Annotated in this window: 15 protein-coding genes; 5 read left to right on the top strand and 10 right to left on the bottom strand. The window is 61.7% G+C overall.

Annotated elements, in window-relative coordinates; all coding sequences use genetic code 11:
* Positions 1–105: 105 nt before the first annotated feature.
* On the bottom strand, positions 106–1788 hold the full coding sequence (locus tag ACZ9XP_RS02160; RefSeq protein WP_465187906.1) for an ABC transporter substrate-binding protein: 1683 nt from the start codon (positions 1786–1788) through the stop codon (positions 106–108).
* Positions 1789–1881: 93 nt separating this feature from the next.
* On the opposite strand from ACZ9XP_RS02160, the gene ACZ9XP_RS02155 reads away from it, so the two are divergent.
* Entirely contained in the window at positions 1882–3090 is a 1209-nt protein-coding gene (locus ACZ9XP_RS02155) for an MFS transporter (protein WP_465187905.1), read from the top strand.
* A gap of 467 nt (positions 3091–3557) precedes the next feature.
* Here ACZ9XP_RS02155 and ACZ9XP_RS02150 read toward each other — a convergent pair whose 3' ends face one another.
* From ACZ9XP_RS02150 to ccoN, 7 genes are all read right to left on the bottom strand, one after another.
* A complete protein-coding gene (locus tag ACZ9XP_RS02150) occupies positions 3558–3947 on the bottom strand; it encodes a YbaY family lipoprotein (RefSeq protein WP_465187904.1) in 390 nt (129 codons plus the stop codon).
* On the bottom strand, positions 3947–4471 hold the full coding sequence (locus ACZ9XP_RS02145; RefSeq protein ID WP_465187903.1) for a FixH family protein: 525 nt from the start codon (positions 4469–4471) through the stop codon (positions 3947–3949). The genes ACZ9XP_RS02150 and ACZ9XP_RS02145 overlap by 1 nt, the downstream gene beginning before the upstream one ends.
* Positions 4472–4474: 3 nt before the next feature.
* Positions 4475–5893 (bottom strand): cytochrome c oxidase accessory protein CcoG, encoded by a 1419-nt coding sequence (gene ccoG, locus ACZ9XP_RS02140; protein ID WP_147684516.1) that lies wholly within the window; start codon positions 5891–5893, stop codon positions 4475–4477.
* 150 nt (positions 5894–6043) lie between these two features.
* Entirely contained in the window at positions 6044–6958 is a 915-nt protein-coding gene (ccoP, locus tag ACZ9XP_RS02135) for a cytochrome-c oxidase, cbb3-type subunit III (protein ID WP_147684370.1), read from the bottom strand.
* Positions 6955–7137 carry a cbb3-type cytochrome oxidase subunit 3 gene (locus ACZ9XP_RS02130; protein WP_147684368.1) on the bottom strand — a complete coding sequence of 61 codons (183 nt, stop codon included), beginning with the start codon at positions 7135–7137 and terminating at the stop codon, positions 6955–6957. Before ACZ9XP_RS02130 ends, ccoP begins: the two co-directional genes overlap by 4 nt.
* 3 nt (positions 7138–7140) lie before the next feature.
* On the bottom strand, positions 7141–7755 hold the full coding sequence (gene ccoO / locus ACZ9XP_RS02125) for a cytochrome-c oxidase, cbb3-type subunit II (RefSeq protein ID WP_147684366.1): 615 nt from the start codon (positions 7753–7755) through the stop codon (positions 7141–7143).
* 18 nt (positions 7756–7773) lie between these two features.
* On the bottom strand, positions 7774–9198 hold the full coding sequence (gene ccoN / locus ACZ9XP_RS02120) for a cytochrome-c oxidase, cbb3-type subunit I (protein WP_147684363.1): 1425 nt from the start codon (positions 9196–9198) through the stop codon (positions 7774–7776).
* A 421-nt stretch (positions 9199–9619) separates the two neighbouring features.
* On the opposite strand from ccoN, the gene ACZ9XP_RS02115 reads away from it, so the two are divergent.
* The 3 genes from ACZ9XP_RS02115 (at position 9620) to ACZ9XP_RS02105 (ending at position 15233) form a co-directional block, all read left to right on the top strand.
* Positions 9620–11410 carry a M61 family metallopeptidase gene (locus tag ACZ9XP_RS02115; RefSeq protein WP_465187902.1) on the top strand — a complete coding sequence of 597 codons (1791 nt, stop codon included), beginning with the start codon at positions 9620–9622 and terminating at the stop codon, positions 11408–11410.
* 79 nt (positions 11411–11489) lie between these two features.
* A complete protein-coding gene (pepN, locus tag ACZ9XP_RS02110; RefSeq protein ID WP_465187900.1) occupies positions 11490–14123 on the top strand; it encodes an aminopeptidase N in 2634 nt (877 codons plus the stop codon).
* 228 nt (positions 14124–14351) lie between these two features.
* On the top strand, positions 14352–15233 hold the full coding sequence (locus ACZ9XP_RS02105; protein WP_465187899.1) for a DMT family transporter: 882 nt from the start codon (positions 14352–14354) through the stop codon (positions 15231–15233).
* A gap of 18 nt (positions 15234–15251) precedes the next feature.
* Here ACZ9XP_RS02105 and ACZ9XP_RS02100 read toward each other — a convergent pair whose 3' ends face one another.
* Positions 15252–15737: an Lrp/AsnC family transcriptional regulator gene (locus tag ACZ9XP_RS02100; protein ID WP_240803401.1), complete on the bottom strand. Its 486-nt coding sequence runs from the start codon at positions 15735–15737 to the stop codon at positions 15252–15254.
* Between the two features lie 135 nt (positions 15738–15872).
* On the opposite strand from ACZ9XP_RS02100, the gene phhA reads away from it, so the two are divergent.
* Positions 15873–16760 carry a phenylalanine 4-monooxygenase gene (phhA, locus tag ACZ9XP_RS02095; protein WP_206211223.1) on the top strand — a complete coding sequence of 296 codons (888 nt, stop codon included), beginning with the start codon at positions 15873–15875 and terminating at the stop codon, positions 16758–16760.
* Between the two features lie 78 nt (positions 16761–16838).
* Here the strand turns inward: phhA and ACZ9XP_RS02090 are convergent, their stop codons facing one another.
* Positions 16839–19106 carry an ATP-binding protein gene (locus ACZ9XP_RS02090; protein ID WP_147684355.1) on the bottom strand — a complete coding sequence of 756 codons (2268 nt, stop codon included), beginning with the start codon at positions 19104–19106 and terminating at the stop codon, positions 16839–16841.
* Between the last annotated feature and the right edge of the window lie 69 nt (positions 19107–19175).

The raw sequence follows: 19175 nt of genomic DNA, 5'->3' as shown, positions 1-19175 counted from the left end.
CTAACAGCAAGGGCAAGCCGCAGGCTTGCCCTTGTGCTTTTGGGCTGCCGGCAAGTTTGCATCACATCAACAGCCTGCGGCCAACCTGGCGGCTGCCTGGCGGCCTCACGCCGCGCTGTCGAACCAAAGCTGGCGAAAGTCCATCCAACCGCACTGCGTTAGCGCGATGCCGCGCAGCTGCGGGTCGAACTCCAGCCGCATGGTGCTGTGCTGCAGCGGGATCAGCGCGTGCTCGCGCACCAGCAGGCTGGCGGCGGCGGCGTAGTGCCGCCAGCGCGTGGCGCTGTCCGGCTCGGCCTGGCTGCGGCCAACCCACGCTTGCAGTGCGTGGCGGGTGGCGTCGCTGAGCCAGGGGTGAAAGCCGGATTCGCCGGCCAGCCACTGGTAGCAGCTGTAGTCGAGGTCGTCGTTTAGCACCTCGCCGGTCAGCATCAGGTCGGCGCTGTGGTGCCAGTGGTTGGCGGCAAACTCGGGGAAATCCAATACCTGCAGCGAGGCCTGGCAGCCGGCGGCGGCCAGCCGGGCGCACACTTGCTCGGCCAGCCCGATGTGGGAGGCCAGCTTGTAGGTGACCAGCCGCAGGCGTGGCGGTAGCACCGGGCGTGGCGCGATGATGGGGGCGGGCCAGTGCTGCCATTGCGCCAGCATGCCCAGCGCACGTTGGCCGCCTAGGTCGGCCGGCCACTGCGCCGGGTGCAACCAGGCGGCGAGGGCGGCGCGCTGCCTGGTGTCCAGCGTGGCCGGGTTGGCGCACACATAGCTGCAGCCCGGCTCGGCCTGCAGCGTGTACTGCCCCTGCGGCGGGGTAGAGCCGTGGTAGCCCAGCCGCACATCCAGCCTGGCGCGGGTGGCCATGTCGTTCACCACCCAGATGTCCACTTCGTCCAGCAGCGGCCGCGCCTGCCAGTAACGCTCGAAGGCGCGCAGCGTGGCGCGGTGGGTGTTGTTGACGCTCAGGCGGAACGGGCCGGTGCCGCTGGGCAGGCGGCCAAAGTCGGCTTGCGGCCAACGTTCGCGCGGCAGGATCACCGCGCAATGGTCGGCCAGCCGGTGCGGCAGCAGGGCGTCCGGCTGCGACAGGGTGATGTGTACTTCATGTGGTGCGGGTAGCTGTACCGATAGCAGATGGGCGAACAGGCACTGAAATGGGCCGGGTTCGTCACGCAGGCGATACAGCGTCTGGCGTACGTCTTCGCCTTCCAGCGGCCGGCCGTGGTGAAACAGCACGCCGGGGCGCAGCACGAAGCGCCACTGCTGCAGGCTGGCGTCGTGCTGCCAGTGGTGGGCCAGCGCCGGCGCGATGCGGCCGTTGTCGCGCTGATAGCAGGTCAGGCCGTCGAACAGCTGGCGTATCAGATGGCACTCGGTACGGCGGTTAATTTGCACCGGGTCCAGGCTGTGCAGCGGCCGGTAAAACGGGATGCGCAGCCGTTGCTCGCTGCCGGGCTGTACGCCCAGATACGCTGGCAGTAGCTCGCCCAGGCGCTGGCGGCTGGCGGGGGTAAGCTGCTGCATGGCGCTTTCGATGTCGCCGCGCGCCAGGTGCTGCTGCAGCGCGTCGGCTTCCAGCGTGGCGGGGTGGGTGTGGAACTGCAGCTGCGACAGTTGGCCGCGTCCTCGCCCGGCCTGCCATTGCAGCCAGCCGTGGCTGGCCAGCGTGGCCAGTACGGCGCGGGCGTGGCGCGGGCTGCAGCACAGCTGCTCGGCGACTTGCTCTAGCCGGGCGGGGCCGCTCTGCCCGTGACGAGCGTGGTACAGACGCTGGTAGTACTGACGGGCTTTTTGCATAAAAGCGGAACGCCTGGTGAATTTGTCTCCTGTTTAGCTTCCGCTTTTTGCCGGCATGCTGTCCAGCCATATCGAGTTGGAAAGGAACAGGACATGCAGCAAGCAGGGCAGGGCGGGGGGCTGTGGCAGCAGCCGGTGTTTGTGGGGCTATTTGCCAGCACGCTGTTTCTGGCGCTGGGTAGCCAGATTTATCAGCTGGCTTTGCCGCTGATCTTGTACGAGCTGACGCACTCATTGAATGCGATGAGCCAACTGCGGGCGGTGGAGTTTCTGCCCAACCTGCTGCTGGCCGTGTTCATTGGCGTGTGGGTAGACCGCGTCTGCCGCCGCCGCTGGGCGCAGCGCAGCTTGCTGGTGATGGCCTTGCTGCTGGGTGTGGCGGGTGGTTTGCTGGCGCAGGGCTGGCTGCCGCTGTGGGGCTTTTATCCGCTGGCTTTTGTGATGATGCTGTGCAACTACATTACCGCTATCTGCCGCTTTGGCCTGGTCAAGCATAGCGTGCCGCAGGCCTTGCTGATGCCGGCCACCAGTTATCTGAATACGCTGTTCAACCTGTTTGCCGTGACCGGGCCGATGCTGTCCGGCTTGTTGATTGCCTTTGCCTCGCTGGCGTGGGGCATGTGGTTGCCGGCGCTGCTGTTTGTGCTGTCGTCGCTGGCCTTGCTGCGGGTGCCTGCCATGCCACCACAGGCTGCCAGCGAGCGCTATTTTCTTACCGAGTTGGCCGCAGGCTGGGCCGCGCTGCGCGCCAACCGCCCGCTGTGGCAGCTGGCGTGGGCGGTGGTGCTGGCCAACGGTGCCAGCGGTGTGGCCGAGGTGCTGCAGCTGTTCCGCCTGCGCGATAGCCTGGGCTTGAGCCCGGCACAGCTGGGCGTGCTGTACGGCGTGGCGGGCGCGGGCGGTATTGCTGCTGGCCTGAGCGTAACGTGGCTGCGGCAGCGCCTGGGTTTGGGGCGGGTAGTGATGCTGGCCTTTGCGCTGGAAGGGCTGGGCATGGTGGCGCTGGCCACGCTGCAGCAAGTATGGCTGCTGGGGCTGGTGATGCTGGCCAGCAGCTTTGTGGTGGTATGCGGCAATGTCTGTGTGTGGAGCTACCGACAGGAAAGCACGCCGCTGGCGCTGATCGGCCGGGTGTCCGGCATTACCGGCTCGCTGTTCAAGCTATTGATGCCGCTGGGGCTGTGGCTGTCGGGTGCGCTGGCTGGCAGCTGGCCGCTGTCGCAGCTGATGTTGGCCGCAGCGGTGCTGTCTTTGTTGGCGGCGCTGTGTTGCCGGCTGGGGGCGGTGTACCGGGTGGCGTGAGGCTGGCAGGCGGCTTGCGGCCAACCTTGCGCTGGCCCAAGCAATGAAAAAGGCAGCCATATGGCTGATGCTAGTCAGTTAACGCTGACTGGCGTCTTCTTGGCTAGGAGTTTGCTGCGTTCAGGAATGCTTTTGTGTCCGCTATGCGGACAATGTTTAAGTGCCGGTTCCGCCCGGCAGACGGGAAAGGGGGCGGATTGCCGCCCCCTTTTCATTCCCCCGCAACCCGGGGCTGCTCGAAACCCCGTCCAAAGTGGCACGCCCCAGGCGCCGCCGAACTCGCCCCTCGCTAACGGCTCGGGGCTCAAACAAATCGGCGTCTTAAAACCTGGGGCGCACCATTTTGACCGGCTCGCGCCAACGGGATAAGGCGCTGCACTCACGCCCTCCTGCTTGATGGCCAAGCACATTCGCCTAACTGAATGGCATTAAGCCATGCGACTGCCTTTGGGCGACGCGTGGCCGGTTTATTGCCCCACCATCACCAGCCGCATGTCCAGCTTGTTGGCCAGGTTGGCTACCGGCTCGGCGGCTTGCATGCGCAGCTCGCCATCGACAAACAGGCGGGCGTCTACCGCGTACTGGCGGCCGGTCTTGATCGCGGCGTAGTCGTAGCACAGCGAGAAGGCGATGGGCGTGCCGACTTTTTCCAGCGTCTGTTCGGCCAGTACGGCGGGGGCGCCGCTGGTCACGTCCAGCAGGCGCACGCGCAGCAGGGTTTTGTCACGCGGGTAGGCGATGCGCTCCAGATAGAAGGCACTGCCGTTGACATAGCCCATGCCAGGGCGGGTGGCGCAGGCGGCCAGGGTGCTGGCGGCCAGGCCCAGTACTAGGTGGCGGCGGTCTAGGTGGCTCATCAGTGTTCTACCGGTTCCAGTTTGGGGTTGCCCAGCTGCACCATGGCGCTTTCACCAGGCCGCCATTCGCCTTGCAGGCGCCAGCTACCGGCTTTGTCTTCCAGGCGCAGGTACCAGTGATTGGCATTGCCCGGGGTGATGCGTGCCTGGTAGATATTGTCTGCTTGGCGGGTCAGGGTGATGCGCTGGTCGTCTTGCTGGCGGGTCGGGTGCAGCAGGGTCAGGGTAAGCTCGCCCTGCAGCGGGGCCTGGCTGGTGGTGACGATGCGCACCGACTGCTTGTCGTCGCTGAACATGGCTTGGGCACTGATGCCCAGGCTGACGGCGGCTTTATCGCGTGTCAGTTCCAGGTTGATGTCTTTGCCGCGTTTGTAGTAGTCGTCATTCACCATGTCGTCGGCAGTGACTACCGCGATGCGAAAGGTGATGATGCCGGCAACGACGGCCAGAAAAGGGCCGGCCATGAGTAGCCATGGCCAGCGGTCTTTGTACCAGGGGCGCGGGGCCCCGGTGTGGTTTTGCATGCCTTATTCCCCGATAAAGCTGGATTTCTCTTCTACGCTGGCCTGGTTGGTCAGCGACTCGATGGTGAAGTGAATCTCGTGGCTGCCTTTGGTGGCGATTTCCGGTGCAACCTGGGCGCGTACCGATACCAGCTCGTTGCTCATGCCTTCTACGCGGATTTCCGGGTGCTCGCTAACCAGCTTGATTCCCTCCAGACCTTCCACTTTGATGCGGAATGTCTGCACTTGTTCCGATACGTTCATGATACGGACGCTGTAGGTGTTTTCCAGCAGGCCGTCATTGGTTTCCCGTACCAGGGATGCTCGATCCCGAATGATATCTACCTTGAACGGTTTACGCATGGTGAGCGAGGCGATGGCGGCGATGAAAATGACCGACAGTACCAGCATGTACATGACGACGCGTGGCCGTTTCAGGCGGGATACGATGGCGCTTTCGGGGTATTTGCCTTCCAGTGCGGCTTCGGTGGTGTAGCGGATCAGACCTTTGGGGCTGCCGATCTTCACCATGACTTCGTCGCAGGCGTCGATACAGGCGGCGCAGCCAATGCACTCGTATTGCAGGCCGTTGCGGATGTCGATGCCGGTAGGGCAGACCTGTACGCAGATGCCGCAGTTGATGCAGTCGCCCAGGTTGGCTTGCTCCTGGCCTTTTTTACGGGCGCCGCGTGGTTCGCCGCGTTTTTCGTCATAGGAGATGATCAGGGTGTCTTCATCGAACATGGCGCTCTGGAAGCGGGCATACGGGCACATGTACATGCATACCTGTTCGCGCATATGGGCGGCCAGCAGGTAGGTAAAGCCGGCGTAGAAGAACATCCAGAAAGTTTCCCATGTGCCGTAGTTGAACGTCGGCATGGCCTGCAGCAGGTCGTGCATGGGGGTGAAATAGCCTACCAGCGTAAAGCCGGTCCACAGCGAGAACAGGATCATGATGCCGTGCGAGGTGCCTTTGATGCGCAGCTTGCGCAGGCTCCAGGGCTCTTTATCCAGCTTGATGCGCTTGTTGCGGTCGCCTTCGATTTTCTCTTCGATCCACAACATGATTTCGGTGTACACCGTTTGCGGACAGGAGTAGCCGCACCACAGGCGGCCGGCAATGGTGGTCCAGGTAAACAGGCCGAAGGCACTGCACATCAGCAGGGCGGCCAGGTAGACGAAGTCCTGCGGCATGATGGTGAGGCCGAACAGGTAGAACTTGCGGCTGACCAGGTCGAACAGCACGGCCTGGCGGCCGTTCCATTGCAGCCAGGGCAAGCCGAAGTACACCAGCTGGGTAGCAATGACAAACAGGATGCGCCAGTTGGCAAACACGCCTTTTGCGCTGCGCGGGTAGATTTTCTTTTGCGCTGCATACAGCGAAACGGTTTCACCCTGGGGTTTTTCTACCTTCACCCCGATATCTTTCAGCTTGTTGCTCATCTGGCTTTCCTTGGAGAACGCTTCATAAAGCACCCAGCGTATTCTAGGGTCTTTATGAAGCATGCTTGATGCTAAAACAATTCACAAACAAATAAAATGTTAGCACAAAAGATACTGCCCGCTTGCGCGGGCAGTATTGAGCAGGGTCAATTACTGGGCTTTGGCGTTATTGGACAGGCCATAAACGTAAGCGGTCAGCAGGTGAACCTTGCCGTCGCCCAGGAAGTCTTTCCAGGCTGGCATCTGGTTGTTGCGGCCGTTAGTAACGGTTTCGATGATGGTTTTTTCGGTACCACCATACAGCCATACATTGTCGGTCAGGTTCGGAGCACCCATTGCCTGGTTACCTTTACCATCCGGGCCGTGGCAGGCTGCACATACGGCGGTGAAGGTTTCCTTGCCGCGTGCTGCGCGGTCGGCATCGTGTTTCTTGCCGGACAGCGACATGGCGTAGTTGGCAACGTCCTTCACTTTTTCTTCACCGAAGGCTGCACCAAATGCTGGCATCTGGCCCTGGCGACCTGCGGCGATAGTGGTGTGGATGGTTTTCTCATCGCCACCGTACAGCCAGTCGTTGTCAGTCAGGTTCGGGAAGCCTTTGGCACCGCGTGCGTCAGAACCGTGGCACTGTACGCAGTAGGTCTGGAACAGGCGTTTACCCATGGCTTGTGCTTCCGGGTCGGCAGCAACAGCCTTGATGTCCTGTTTCAGGTACTTGTCGTACAGAGGCTGGTATTTTGCCTCGGCAGCGGCTTTCTCTTCCTTGTACTGGCCGACTGCGGTCCAGCCACGAATACCTTTCCAGGTACCCAGGCCCGGGTACAGTACCAGGTAGCCAGCGGCAAAGATCAGGGTCAGATAGAACATCAACATCCACCAGCGTGGCAGCGGGTTGTTGTATTCAGCCAGGTCATCGTCCCAGATATGGCCGGTGATCTGAACTTCTTCACCTTTCTTGACCGTGGTTTTCGATTGCGTGAACAGCAGGTAGGCCAAGCCCACCAGGCCCACAATCACCACTACGGCGATATATACGCCCCAGAAATCACTCACAAAATCACTCATTGCTTCGCTCCGTTGGAAGCGTTATCCGCCGCTGGCGTGTCGTCCTCGTCCATCACGAGGTTGGCCGCTTCGTCATAACGCTTCTTGGCTTTTTTACCGAAGGCACCCAATGCAATCACGATAAACACGGTGAAGCAGAATACCGTGAACAGGATGCGCCCCAGATTAGTCCAGTCCATGGCTTAACGCGCGTTCTTCAGTGCAAGACCCAGGCCTTGCAGGTAGGCAACCAGCGCGTCCATCTCGGACTTGCCTTCAACCTGGGCTTTCGCCTCTGCAATTTCCTTGGCGGTGTACGGCACACCTACTTTGGTCAGTGCAGTCATCTTGGCGGCTACGCCGTCAGCATCGGCCAGGTTGCGTGCCAGCCATGGGAAGGCAGGCATGTTGGACTCCGGTACCACATCACGCGGGTTGGTCAGGTGAACACGGTGCCATTCGTCGGAATAACGGCCACCTACGCGGGCCAGATCCGGGCCGGTACGCTTGGAGCCCCACTGGAACGGGTGGTCGTAGACCGATTCGCCGGCGACGGAGTAGTGGCCATAGCGCTCGGTTTCCGCACGGAACGGACGAATCATCTGCGAGTGGCAGGTGTAGCAGCCTTCGCGGATGTAGATGTCACGACCGGTCAGCTGCAGCGCGGTGTAAGGCTTCACACCGGCTACCGGCTGGGTGGTGGACTTCTGGAACATCAACGGTACGATCTCGATCAGGGCGGCCACGCTGATAACCAGCAGGGTCAGCACGATCAGATACGCTACGTTTTCTTCAATCAGTTTCTGGATCTTTTCCATGATGTTTCCTTGGCTCCCTTAGTGCGCGTGCGCGGTAACTGCCGGGATCTTGGCATCTACCGGACGACCTGCTGCTACGGTACGGAAGGTGTTGTAAGCCATCAGCAACATACCGGACAGGAACAGGAAACCACCCAGGAAGCGGACAAACAGGTACGGGTAGGACGCTTTAACGGCTTCTACAAACGAGTAGGTCAGGGTGCCGTCAGCGTTCAGGGCACGCCACATCAGGCCTTGCATCACACCGGCAATCCACAGCGAGGCGATGTACAGCACGACGCCCACGGTAGCCAGCCAGAAGTGCGCTTCGATCAGTTTCACGCTGTGCATGCTGTCGCGGCCGAACAGGCGTGGCAGCAGGTAGTACATGGAACCGATGGAGATGAAGGCAACCCAGCCCAGGGCACCGGAGTGCACGTGGCCAACGGTCCAGTCGGTGTAGTGCGACAGGGCGTTAACGGTTTTGATGGACATCATCGGGCCTTCGAAGGTGGACATACCGTAGAAGGACAGGGATACCACCAGGAACTTCAGTACCGGGTCGGTACGCAGTTTGTGCCATGCGCCGGACAGGGTCATGATGCCGTTGATCATGCCGCCCCAGCTTGGTGCCAGCAGTACCAGCGAGAACGCCATACCCAGCGACTGGGTCCAGTCAGGCAGGGCGGTGTAGTGCAGGTGGTGAGGGCCGGCCCACATGTAGGTGAAGATCAGCGCCCAGAAGTGCACTACCGACAGACGGTAGGAGTACACCGGACGGCCAGCCTGCTTCGGTACGAAGTAGTACATCATGCCCAGGAACGCAGCGGTCAGGAAGAAACCTACCGCGTTGTGGCCGTACCACCATTGCACCATGGCATCCACTGCACCGGCGTAGATGGAGTAGGACTTTGTCAGCGATACCGGGATGGCCAGGCTGTTCACCACGTGCAGCAGGGCGACGGCCAGAATGAAGGCACCGTAGAACCAGTTGGCCACGTAGATGTGTTTCACCTTGCGGATCGCCAGGGTACCGAAGAACACGATGGCGTATACCACCCAGATCACGGTGATCAGGATGTCGATAGGCCATTCCAGCTCGGCGTATTCCTTGCCGGCGGTAATGCCCAGCGGCAGGGTGATGGCGGCCAGCACGATAACCAGTTGCCAACCCCAGAAGGTAAACGCGGCCAGTTTGTCGGAAAACAGGCGAACGTTACAGGTACGCTGCACCACGTAGTAAGACGTGGCAAACAGCGCGCAGCCGCCGAATGCAAAGATCACGGCGTTGGTGTGCAGGGGGCGCAGACGGCCGTAGTGGAACCAGGGCCCAAAGTTGAGCTCCGGCCACACCAGCTGGGCCGCAATAATGACGCCAACCAGCATCCCGACAATGCCCCAAACCACGGTCATTATCGAGAACTGGCGCACCACCTTATAGTTATAAGTGGATTGCGTATCCATTTAGGGTTTTCTCCAAGGTTGCGAACTAGAACGTGTAAAACTGGTGACTTGAATTTTGTGTACCAGCCCCAAGCTGGGGAGGTGTATCAAGTTCTTGGGTGTCGATCAAAACCCCTGTAGCTGGTGCGCCCCGCTTTGCACCACTGCCTTGCCAGGCAAGAACAAGTGCTTTAATTCACCCGCGTATTCAACAGGCTATTCTAATCAATTCAGGCATCAGCCACCAGTCAAGAACGCGGGGCGACGTGCGCTTTTCCCTGCCCGTACTGGCTTTTTGGCCTTTTTAGCCTTTTGACAGACATGGATTATATTGTCATCGGTAGTACTGCTATTGATGAAGATCAAGCCGGAAGGTCAGGGGTGGTTTTGTACAGCCGGTGCTAGAATCCAGCATCTTTCTGCCACAGAACGGTTCTGCATCATGTCTTCCCCCGTTAGCTACCGCCTTGCCGTACTCGACCCGCACGCCCACCTTTTCGATGTGACCGTCACCATTGCCCAGCCCGCGGCTGCAGGCCAGGTACTGCGCCTGCCTGCCTGGATACCCGGCAGCTATATGGTGCGCGAGTTTGCCCGCCATATCGTGCAGATCAGCGCCAGCAGCGGTAAAAAGACAGTGCCCCTGACCAAGCTGGACAAACACAGCTGGCAGGCCGCCCCGGTCAAAGGCGAGCTGACCGTGCGCTACCAGGTGTACGCCTATGACCTGTCGGTGCGTGGTGCGTATCTGGACGCCAACCGTGGTTTCTATAACGGCACCAGCGTGTTCCTGTCGGCCGACGGTTTCGAAAATGACCCGTGCACCGTGGATATCGACGCACCGGCAGACAAGGCACTGGCAGATTGGCAGCTGGCCACCAGCCTGCCCGCGCTGGACGTGCACAAGAAAACCGGTTTTGGCCGCTACCGTGCGGCCAACTACGACGAGCTGATCGACCACCCGGTAGAGCTGGGCCGCTTCCAGCGCATCCGTTTCAAGGCCTGCGGCGTGCCGCACGAGTTTGTGGTGTCCGGTGTCTGCCAGGCCGACCTCAAACGCCTGGCTGCCGATACCAAACGCATTTGCGAGTGGCAGATCCGTTTCTTTGGCGAGCCTGCCCCGTTCGACCGCTACGTATTCATGCTGTTTGTCGGCGCCGACATCTACGGCGGCCTGGAGCATCGCGCCTCCACCGCGCTGGTGGCCAACCGAGACGACCTGCCGGCCCCCGGCCTGGCCGAGGGCGAGATCGGCGACGGCTACCTGCGTCTGTTGGGCCTGATCAGCCACGAGTACTTCCACAGCTGGAACGTGAAGCGCATGAAGCCGGCGGTATTCACCCCCTACGACCTGAACCGCGAAGGCCATACCACCCTGCTGTGGGCCTTCGAGGGCATTACCTCCTATTACGACGACCTGGCGCTGGTGCGCAGCGGCCTGATCGACGAAAAACGCTACCTGGGCCTGCTGGCCAAAACCATTACCGGCGTGATGCGCGGCAACGGCCGCACCAAGCAAACCCTGGCCGACGCCAGCTTTGATGCCTGGACCAAGTACTACCGTCAGGACGAAAACAGCCCCAACAGCATCGTGAGCTACTACACCAAGGGCTCGCTGGCCGCGCTGGCGCTGGACCTGCATATCCGCCGCGAAACCGCTGGGGCCAAGAGCCTGGACACCGTGATGCTGGCGCTGTGGCAAAAATGGCTGGCCGACGGCCAGGGCCTGGCCGAGGGCGAGTGGGAACAGGTGGCCGAGCAGGCTACCGGCCTGCCGCTGGGCCCGTTCTTCGACCACGCCATCCGCAGCACGCAAGACCTGCCGCTGGCTGAACTGCTGGCCACGCAGGGTGTCACTCTGCAGATGGTGCCAGCCGACAGCCCGGCCGATAGCGGCAGTGTGGTGGAGCAGATTATGCCCGCCGCGCTGCGGCCAACCTTTGGCGTCAAGGCCGCGCCGGACGCCCTGGGCGTGCGCCTGTTGCAGGTGCTGGATGGTGGCGCGGCGCAGGCTGCCGGCTTGTCGGGTGGCGATGTCATCGTGGCGGTAAACGGCCTGAAAGCCAGCGATCTTGATAAAGCCATCGCCCGCCACAAGGTAGGCGATACCGTCAAAGTACACGCCTTCCGCCGCGACGAGCTGGCTACTTACAAAGTCACACTGCAAGCCACGCAAGCCGATACCTGCCGCCTGAGCCTGGCCCCCGGTGCCGCTGCGTGGATCACACCATAACCAGGGACGCTTTGCGTTGATAAAGACAAGCGGGCGGCACCGCCGACCCGCCTTGCAAGCTTACTGAGGATGCCCGTTCATGAGCCAACAACAGCCACAGATCAAATACCGCCAGGACTACCTGCCGCCCGCCTATCTGGTGGACAAGGTAGACCTGACGTTCGATGTCCTGGAAGACACCCAGACCCGTGTACGCGCCCGCATGGTGATACACCGCAACCCGGCATCCACTGCGGCCAACGTGTTGCAGCTGGACGGTAGCGCCACGCTGCTGTCGGTGGTGCTGGATGGTGACCAGCTGCAGCCGGGTGCCTACCATCAGCACGCCGAAGGCCTGGCGATTCCCGATGTGCCGGACAGCTTCATTCTGGATATCGAAACCGAAATCGACCCGGTAGCCAACACCAGCCTCAACGGCCTGTACGGCTCCAGCGGCAACCTGTACACCCAGTGCGAGCCGGAAGGCTTCCGCAAGATTACCTACTACCCGGACCGGCCAGACGTGATGGCCAAGTTCAGCACCACCATCATTGCCGACAAACAGAAGTACCCGGTACTGCTGTCCAACGGCAACAAGGTAGGTGAAGGCCAGGCCGACAAAAAGCGCCACTGGGTAAAATGGGTCGACCCCTACCGCAAACCGGCCTACCTGTTTGCCCTGGTGGCCGGCAAGCTGGTGGCACTAAAAGACAGCTACACCACCGCCAGCGGCCGCAAGGTAGCACTGGAAATCTGGACCGTACCGGCAGACCAGGACAAGGTGGACTTTGCCATGGGCGCGGTAAAGCGCTCCATGCAGTGGGATGAAACCCGCTTTGGCCTGGAATACGATCTGGACATCTACATGATCGTGGCCGTGGGCGACTTCAATATGGGCGCCATGGAAAACAAGGGCCTCAACATCTTTAACACCTCGGCCGTGCTGGCGCGCCAGGACACCGCCACCGACGCCGACTTCGAGCGCGTGGAAGCCATCATCGGCCACGAGTACTTCCACAACTGGACCGGCAACCGCGTCACCTGCCGCGACTGGTTCCAGCTCAGCCTGAAAGAAGGCCTCACGGTATTCCGCGACCAGGAGTTCAGCTCGGATTTGCATAGCCGCCCGGTGAAGCGCATCGAAGACGTGAAAAAACTGCGCCAGCTGCAGTTCCCCGAAGACGCCGGCCCCACTGCGCACGCCATCCGCCCCGACAGCTATATCGAGATGAACAACTTCTACACCATGACGGTGTACGAAAAGGGGTCCGAAGTCGTCCGTATGTACCACACCCTGCTGGGTGAGGAAGGCTTCCAGAAGGGCATGAAGCTGTACTTCCAGCGCCACGATGGCCAGGCCGTCACCTGCGACGACTTCCGCGCCGCTATGGCCGACGCCAACGGTGCCGACTTCACCCAGTTTGCCCTGTGGTATAGCCAGGCGGGCACCCCGCTGCTGCACGTGCGCGGCGAGTACGATGCGGTCGCCAAAAGCTACACCCTGCACGTGAAGCAAAGCTGCCCCGACACCCCGGGCCAAAGCGGCAAGCAGCCGTACCATATCCCGCTGGCCGTGGGCCTGCTGGGCCGCGACGGCCAGGACCTGCCGCTGCAGTTGGCCGACGAGCTTGAGCCCGGCGCCGGTACCCGCGTGCTGGATGTCCGCGCTGCCGAGCAAAGCTTTACTTTTGTGAACGTGCCCGAGCTGCCTGTGCCGTCGCTGTTGCGCGGCTTCTCTGCACCGGTACGCCTGCAGTTCGACTGGCGTGACGACGAGCTGTCGTTCCTGATGGCCAATGACAGCGATGCCTTCGCCCGTTGGGAAGCCGGCCAGGCCTACGCCGAGCGCCTGCTCAAAGCCCTGCTGGCCGACCATGCCGCCGGCCGTGCGTTACAGCTGCCGGCTGGCTTTGTGGCGGCGCTGCGTGCGGTGCTGAAGGACCACGCCGCCGACCCGGCTTTCAAGGCACTGATGCTGAGCCTGCCATCCGAAGCCGACATCCTGGAAATGGTCGATGCGGCCAACCCTGCGCATATCCATACTGTGCGCGAGTTTGTGCTCAATGGCCTGGCGCAGGCGCTGCGTGGCGAATGGCACGAAGCCTACGATCTGAACCAGACCCAGCGCTACCAGCCTGCTGATGGTGGCCGCCGCAGCCTGAAAAACCTGGCGCTGGCCATGCTGACCCGCCTGCACGACGCTTGGCCGCTGGAAGCTGCCGAGAAGCAGTGCCTGGAAGCAGACAATATGACCGACCAGATGGGCGCCATGCTGGCCCTGCGCGACCGCGACGTGGCCGAGCGTGAAAACTGCTACCTGTCGTTTGCCAGCCGCTGGCAGGGCGATGCGCTGGTGATGGACAAGTTCTTCAGCCTGGTGGCCAGCAGCCAGCTGCCCGGCGTGCTGGAGCACGTGAAAGCTGCCATGCAGCACCCGGCGTTTACCCTGAAAAACCCGAACAAGGCGCGTGCGCTGCTGGGCAGCTTTGGCCGCAATATGCAGCATTTCCACGCGGCAGACGGCTCTGGCTACGCTTTCCTGGCCGATCAGGTGCTGGCACTGGATGCTATCAACCCGCAGGTGGCCAGCCGCATCGTATCGCTGTTCAACCGTCGTCAGAAGCTGGAGCCACAACGCCAGGCGCTAATGACCCGCGAGCTGCAGCGCATCCTGGCCAAAGATGGCCTATCCAAGGATGTTTACGAAATCGTATCGAAGAACCTGTCGGCATAAGCGGGTATACTGCTGTTTTGCCCCAAGCCGGTGCAAGCATCGGCTTGGGGCGGCTGACCCGGTGCCGGTTTAACGGGCACCTGGCCGGGTAAAACCGCGCTACCCGTCATGCCTTGCGGCACGCGCCGCCTCGCTGTTGACACAACAAGCCCTGTGTGCGTTGCCAGCAGGGTTTGTCATCTATCCCGAGCCGGTGCCTGCACCGGCTTATTTTGTGGCCATTGTTCTATGCCTGTTTCTGCTTCCCCACTGGTCAGTGTGTTGATGCTGCTGGGCCTGTGGTTTGCCTGGGGTACCAACTGGGTGGTGACCAAGCTGGGTCTGTCCTACGCTACCGCCTTTCAGCTGGGCCTGCTGCGTACCCTGTTTGCCATCGCCACCCTGGGGCTGGTGATGCGTCTCTCCGGTCGTGGCTTTCAGCCTACCCCCATGCGGCCAACCTTCTGGCTGGGCCTCACGCAGACCGCGGGTTTTGTGGTGTTTACCAACCTGGCGCTGGTGGCGGGTGGAGCGGGCAAGGTGTCGGTGCTGTGTTACACCATGCCGTTCTGGACACTGCTGCTGGCACGCATTTTCCTGCACGAAAAGCTGGCGCTCAGCCAGTGGCTGGGCGTGGCGCTGGCCTTTGCCGGCTTGCTGGCCATTCTGGAGCCGTGGGACCTGGGCGGAACCTGGCAGTCTGACCTGCTGGCTATTACCGGTGGCCTGGTGTGGGCCAGCTCGGCCATTATCGCCAAGCGCCTGCGGGCGCAGCACCAGGTAGATACGCTGTCGCTGACGTTCTGGCAGATGGTGTGGGGTACGGTGCCATTGTTGGTACTGCTGCCTTTTTTCCCCACCCGCGAGCTGGTGTGGGGTTGGCCGCTACTGGGCGTGTTGCTGTTTTCCGGTGTCCTGGCCGGTGGCTTGGGCTGGCTGGTGTGGATGGTCTTGCTGTCGCGCCTGAGTGCCGGCATGGCCAGTATCAGCATTCTGGCCATTCCAGCCGTGGCGGTGGGCATGGCGTGGCTGCTGCTGGGCGAGCAGCCATCGCTGGCCGAGGCGTGCGGCATGCTGATGATTGCGGCCGCCCTGATACTGATTTCGCTGCGGGCGCTGCGCCGCAGTTAAGGTTGGCCGCAGCGCGGCCTAGTTGCCCATGGCCTGCGCGAGTGGCAGGCGCTGGCTGTGCTTGATCGGCTCCAGCGCCACGGTAGATTTCACGCTGCGTACCAGCGGCAGCGTCATCAGCTTGTTCATCACGAAACGCGATAGCGAGGGCAGGTCCGCCACGACGATGCGTAGCCAGTAGTCTGCCTCGCCGGCTACCGCGTAGCACTCCAGGATTTCCGGCAGATTGGCGATGGCGGCGGCAAATTCGCGTATCGACGCCTCGCCATGGCGCTCCAGGCTGACACTGGCAAAGGCGGTGACCGACAGGTTCAGCAGGTCGGGGCGCAGGCTGATGTGGTAGCCCTGAATCACCCCGGCTTCTTCCAGCCGCTGAATGCGGCGGCCGATTTGCGATGCCGACAGTGCTACCTCTTGCGCCAGCTTCTGGTGGGTGGCGCGCGCGTCGCGCTGCAGCGCCTCCAGAATCTGGAAATCAAAGCGATCAAACTCCAGTTTGCGCATTTTGTGCATTTCCGCTGATTTGGTGCGGTAAGTATGCGAAAAAAGTGCCGTGCAAGCAAATGATGCGGCCAACGCGCACGCTGCAGCTTCTACACTTGTGCTACTGGCACCTGCCGCACACACAAGAGAAAAATCATGGAGATGAACACCTTTACCGTACCGGATATAACCGTGCGCAAGAACGCCGGCCTGAGCCACGGTGCCGACTTCACGCTGCCGCAGCCTCTGGACCGCTACAGCGACGACGACCACCGCACTTGGGCCACACTGTACCAGCGCCAGTGCGCGCTGCTGCCGGGGCGTGTGTGTGATGAATTCCTGCAAGGCCTTGCGCTGCTCACCATCGATGCCGACCGTGTACCGGACTTTAACCGCCTCAACGAAAAACTGGCTGCGGCCACCGGCTGGCAGATCGTGGCGGTGCCGGGGCTGATTCCCGACGATGTGTTCTTCGAGCATCTGGCCAACCGCCGCTTCCCGGTGACCTGGTGGCTCCGAGAGCCGCACCAGCTGGACTACCTGCAAGAGCCGGACGTGTTCCACGACCTGTTCGGCCACGTGCCGCTGCTGGCCAACCCGGTGTTTGCCGACTACCTGCAGGCCTACGGCCGTGGGGGCATGAAGGCCAAGGGTCTGGGCTACCTGCCGCTGCTGGCGCGCCTGTACTGGTACACGGTGGAGTTTGGCCTGATCAATACGCCGCAGGGCATGCGTATCTACGGTGCCGGTATCGTGTCCAGCAAGTCCGAATCGGTCTACAGCCTGGACAGCGCCAGCCCCAACCGCGTGGGCTTTGACCTGCAGCGCATCATGCGTACCCGCTACCGCATCGATACTTTCCAGAAAACCTATTTTGTCATCGACAGCTTCCAGCAGCTGTTCGACGCCACTGCGCCAGATTTCACCCCGATCTACCCGCAGGTGGAAGCTGCGCCATTGCTGGGTGCCGGCGACATCGATGCCGCTGACAAGGTGTACACGGTGGGTAACCGCGAAGGCTGGCTGGACACCGAAGACGCCTGAGCCATGCGCTAGGGCAGCCCCCCAAAAAACAACCCCCTGTTGCCTGGCAGCAGGGGGTTTTGTCTGGTATGGCGGTGATTAGTGGCTGGGGCTATCGGCCGTGGCACCGGCTTGCTGTAGCCAGTACAGCATCTGGTGGCGTGCGCTGATGAAGTCCAGCTGTTGTAGCGCATCGCCCAGGCGCTGGTTGGCCGCAGCATCGTGCGCGGCCAGCTGGCTGGCAATCTCGTTGTAAACGCGTTTGGCGCGGATATTGCGCTCGCGCAGTAGCTGGTCCAGTGTTTGCAGTGCCGCCAGCGGCAGGCTGCCGGCAGTTGGCGGGGTGGCCGCCGGGGCGGGCTGGTCCTCGGGTAGCAAGGCCAGGCTGGTGTTGGTTTCCTCCATGGCGCGCAATAGCGCAGGCATCAGGATGCTGGCGCCTTCGCTGTCACCATTGGCCAAGGCTATTTCTATGGAGGCGGCTGCCTTTTGCAGCTGGGCAATATGCAGGGTGGCGGCCACGCCCTTCAGCGAATGGGCCAGGCGCATGGCTTCTTGCGGCTGTTGTGCGTCCAGCGCGGCCTGAATCTGTAGGGCTGCCTGGGCGTAGTCTTGCCGCATCCGTAGCAGCAGCTTGTACAGCAGGCTGGTCTTGCCACCGAGCTGCTGCTGCGCCGCTTGAAGGTCAAAGCCTGGCAGTTCGGGCAGAGGTGGCGGGGTTTCCATTACGGGCATGGCGTGGCCTTTTACGGTGGCTCTGGGCTGTACCCAGCGTAGCAGGGTAGCCACCAGCGCTTCCGGGTTGATGGGTTTGCTCAGGTGGTCATTCATGCCGGCATCCAGTGAGCGTTGCCGTTCGCTTTCCATGGCATGCGCTGTCATGGCAATGATGGGCAGCTTGCTGGCGCTGTACTGCTGGCGGATATGCCGGGTAGCCAGCAGGCCGTCTACTTGCGGCATCTGGATATCCATCAGAATGGCATCAAAGCGCTTGTTCGGGTGCAAGGCGGTGGCAATAGCCTGTTTGCCATCGCTGACCGTTTCTACCCGGGCACCCAGGGAGCGTAGCAGGTGGCACTCGAACTCCTGCAATAGCTCGTTATCTTCTGCCAGTAATAGGTATAGCCCAGCCAGCGCCTGGTCGTGGGCCAGGCTGGGGGAGTGTTGCGGGCGATCCGGGTTGGCGGGGGGCTCGCCTGGCTGCAGGCGGATGCTGAAACGGAACGTCGAGCCCTCGCCCGGCACGCTGGTGACGCGGATATCGCCGTGCATCAGCTGTACCAGCTGGCGGCAGATCACCAGGCCCAGGCCGGAGCCGCCAAAGCGCCGCGTGGTAGAGGTATCCGCCTGGCTGAACGACTGGAACAGCTTGTCGACCTGCTTTGGCGTCATGCCTATGCCGGTGTCGCTGACTGCGCAGTGCAGCGTATAGTCCGGCCCTGGGCCGGGTTGGCCATGGATGGCAATGCGTACCTGGCCGTGCTCGGTAAATTTCAGGGCATTGTTGCTGAGGTTCAGCAGCACCTGGCCTAGCCGTAGCGGGTCGCCGCGCAGCCAGGGTGGAATCGTGTTGCTGACATCCAGTGTGAGCATCAGGTTTTTCTGCGCGGCCTGCATCTGGATGATGTCTTGCAGGTTACGGATAACGTCCGCCAGGGAAAAGTTGACGTTTTCCAGTACCAGCTTGCCGGCTTCTATCTTGGAAAAGTCCAGGATATCGTTGATCACACCCAGCAGGGTTTTGGCGGCAGCATCCACTTTTTGCAGGTTTTCACGCTGCTCGGGCAGCAGCTGGCTGTCCAGTGTCAGGTGGGTATAGCCCAGGACGGCGGTAAGCGGCGTGCGGATTTCGTGGCTCATATTGGCCAGAAAATCGCTTTTGGCCCGCGTGGCGGCTTCGGAGGCTTCCTTGGCAATATGCAGGGCGTCGGTTTTTTCGTTCAGCTGCAACATCACATCACGAAACGCATCCAGTGATTGCGCCATGCGGCCCAGCTCGTCGGGCTGCGAGTCTTCCAGTGCCAGGCCAGGCTCACCTTGCTGCATCTGCTGCATGGCACGCGCCAGGCGGCGCAGCCGGCTGCCCAGAATACGTTCCACATAGTAGTACGCCACCACCACGATCAGCAGCATGCTCAGCAATACCAGCAGCCACAGTATGGCGCTGCCTTGCGTGAGCTGTTGTTGCAAGGTGGCCCACTGCTGGGCATCGGGCGGCTTGGCCAGCTGCTGTATCACCTGCTGGTAGCCCCACATGGCCAGACCCACGGTCAGCAGTACAGGCAGCACGAGCGCCAGAATGGCGAGCTGCAGCTGTCTGGTAATACTCCGCGTGGCCGGACTATGGTGGGGGTGTGGATCAGGCAAGACAGCTCCTGTATGCGAATGGTGTGCGCGATGTAGCCGTAACGCTATAGCTTATCGACATAACTGGCA

The sequence above is a fragment of the Vogesella perlucida genome (assembly GCF_979366545.1).
This window is presented reverse-complemented; position numbering and strand designations above follow the sequence as displayed.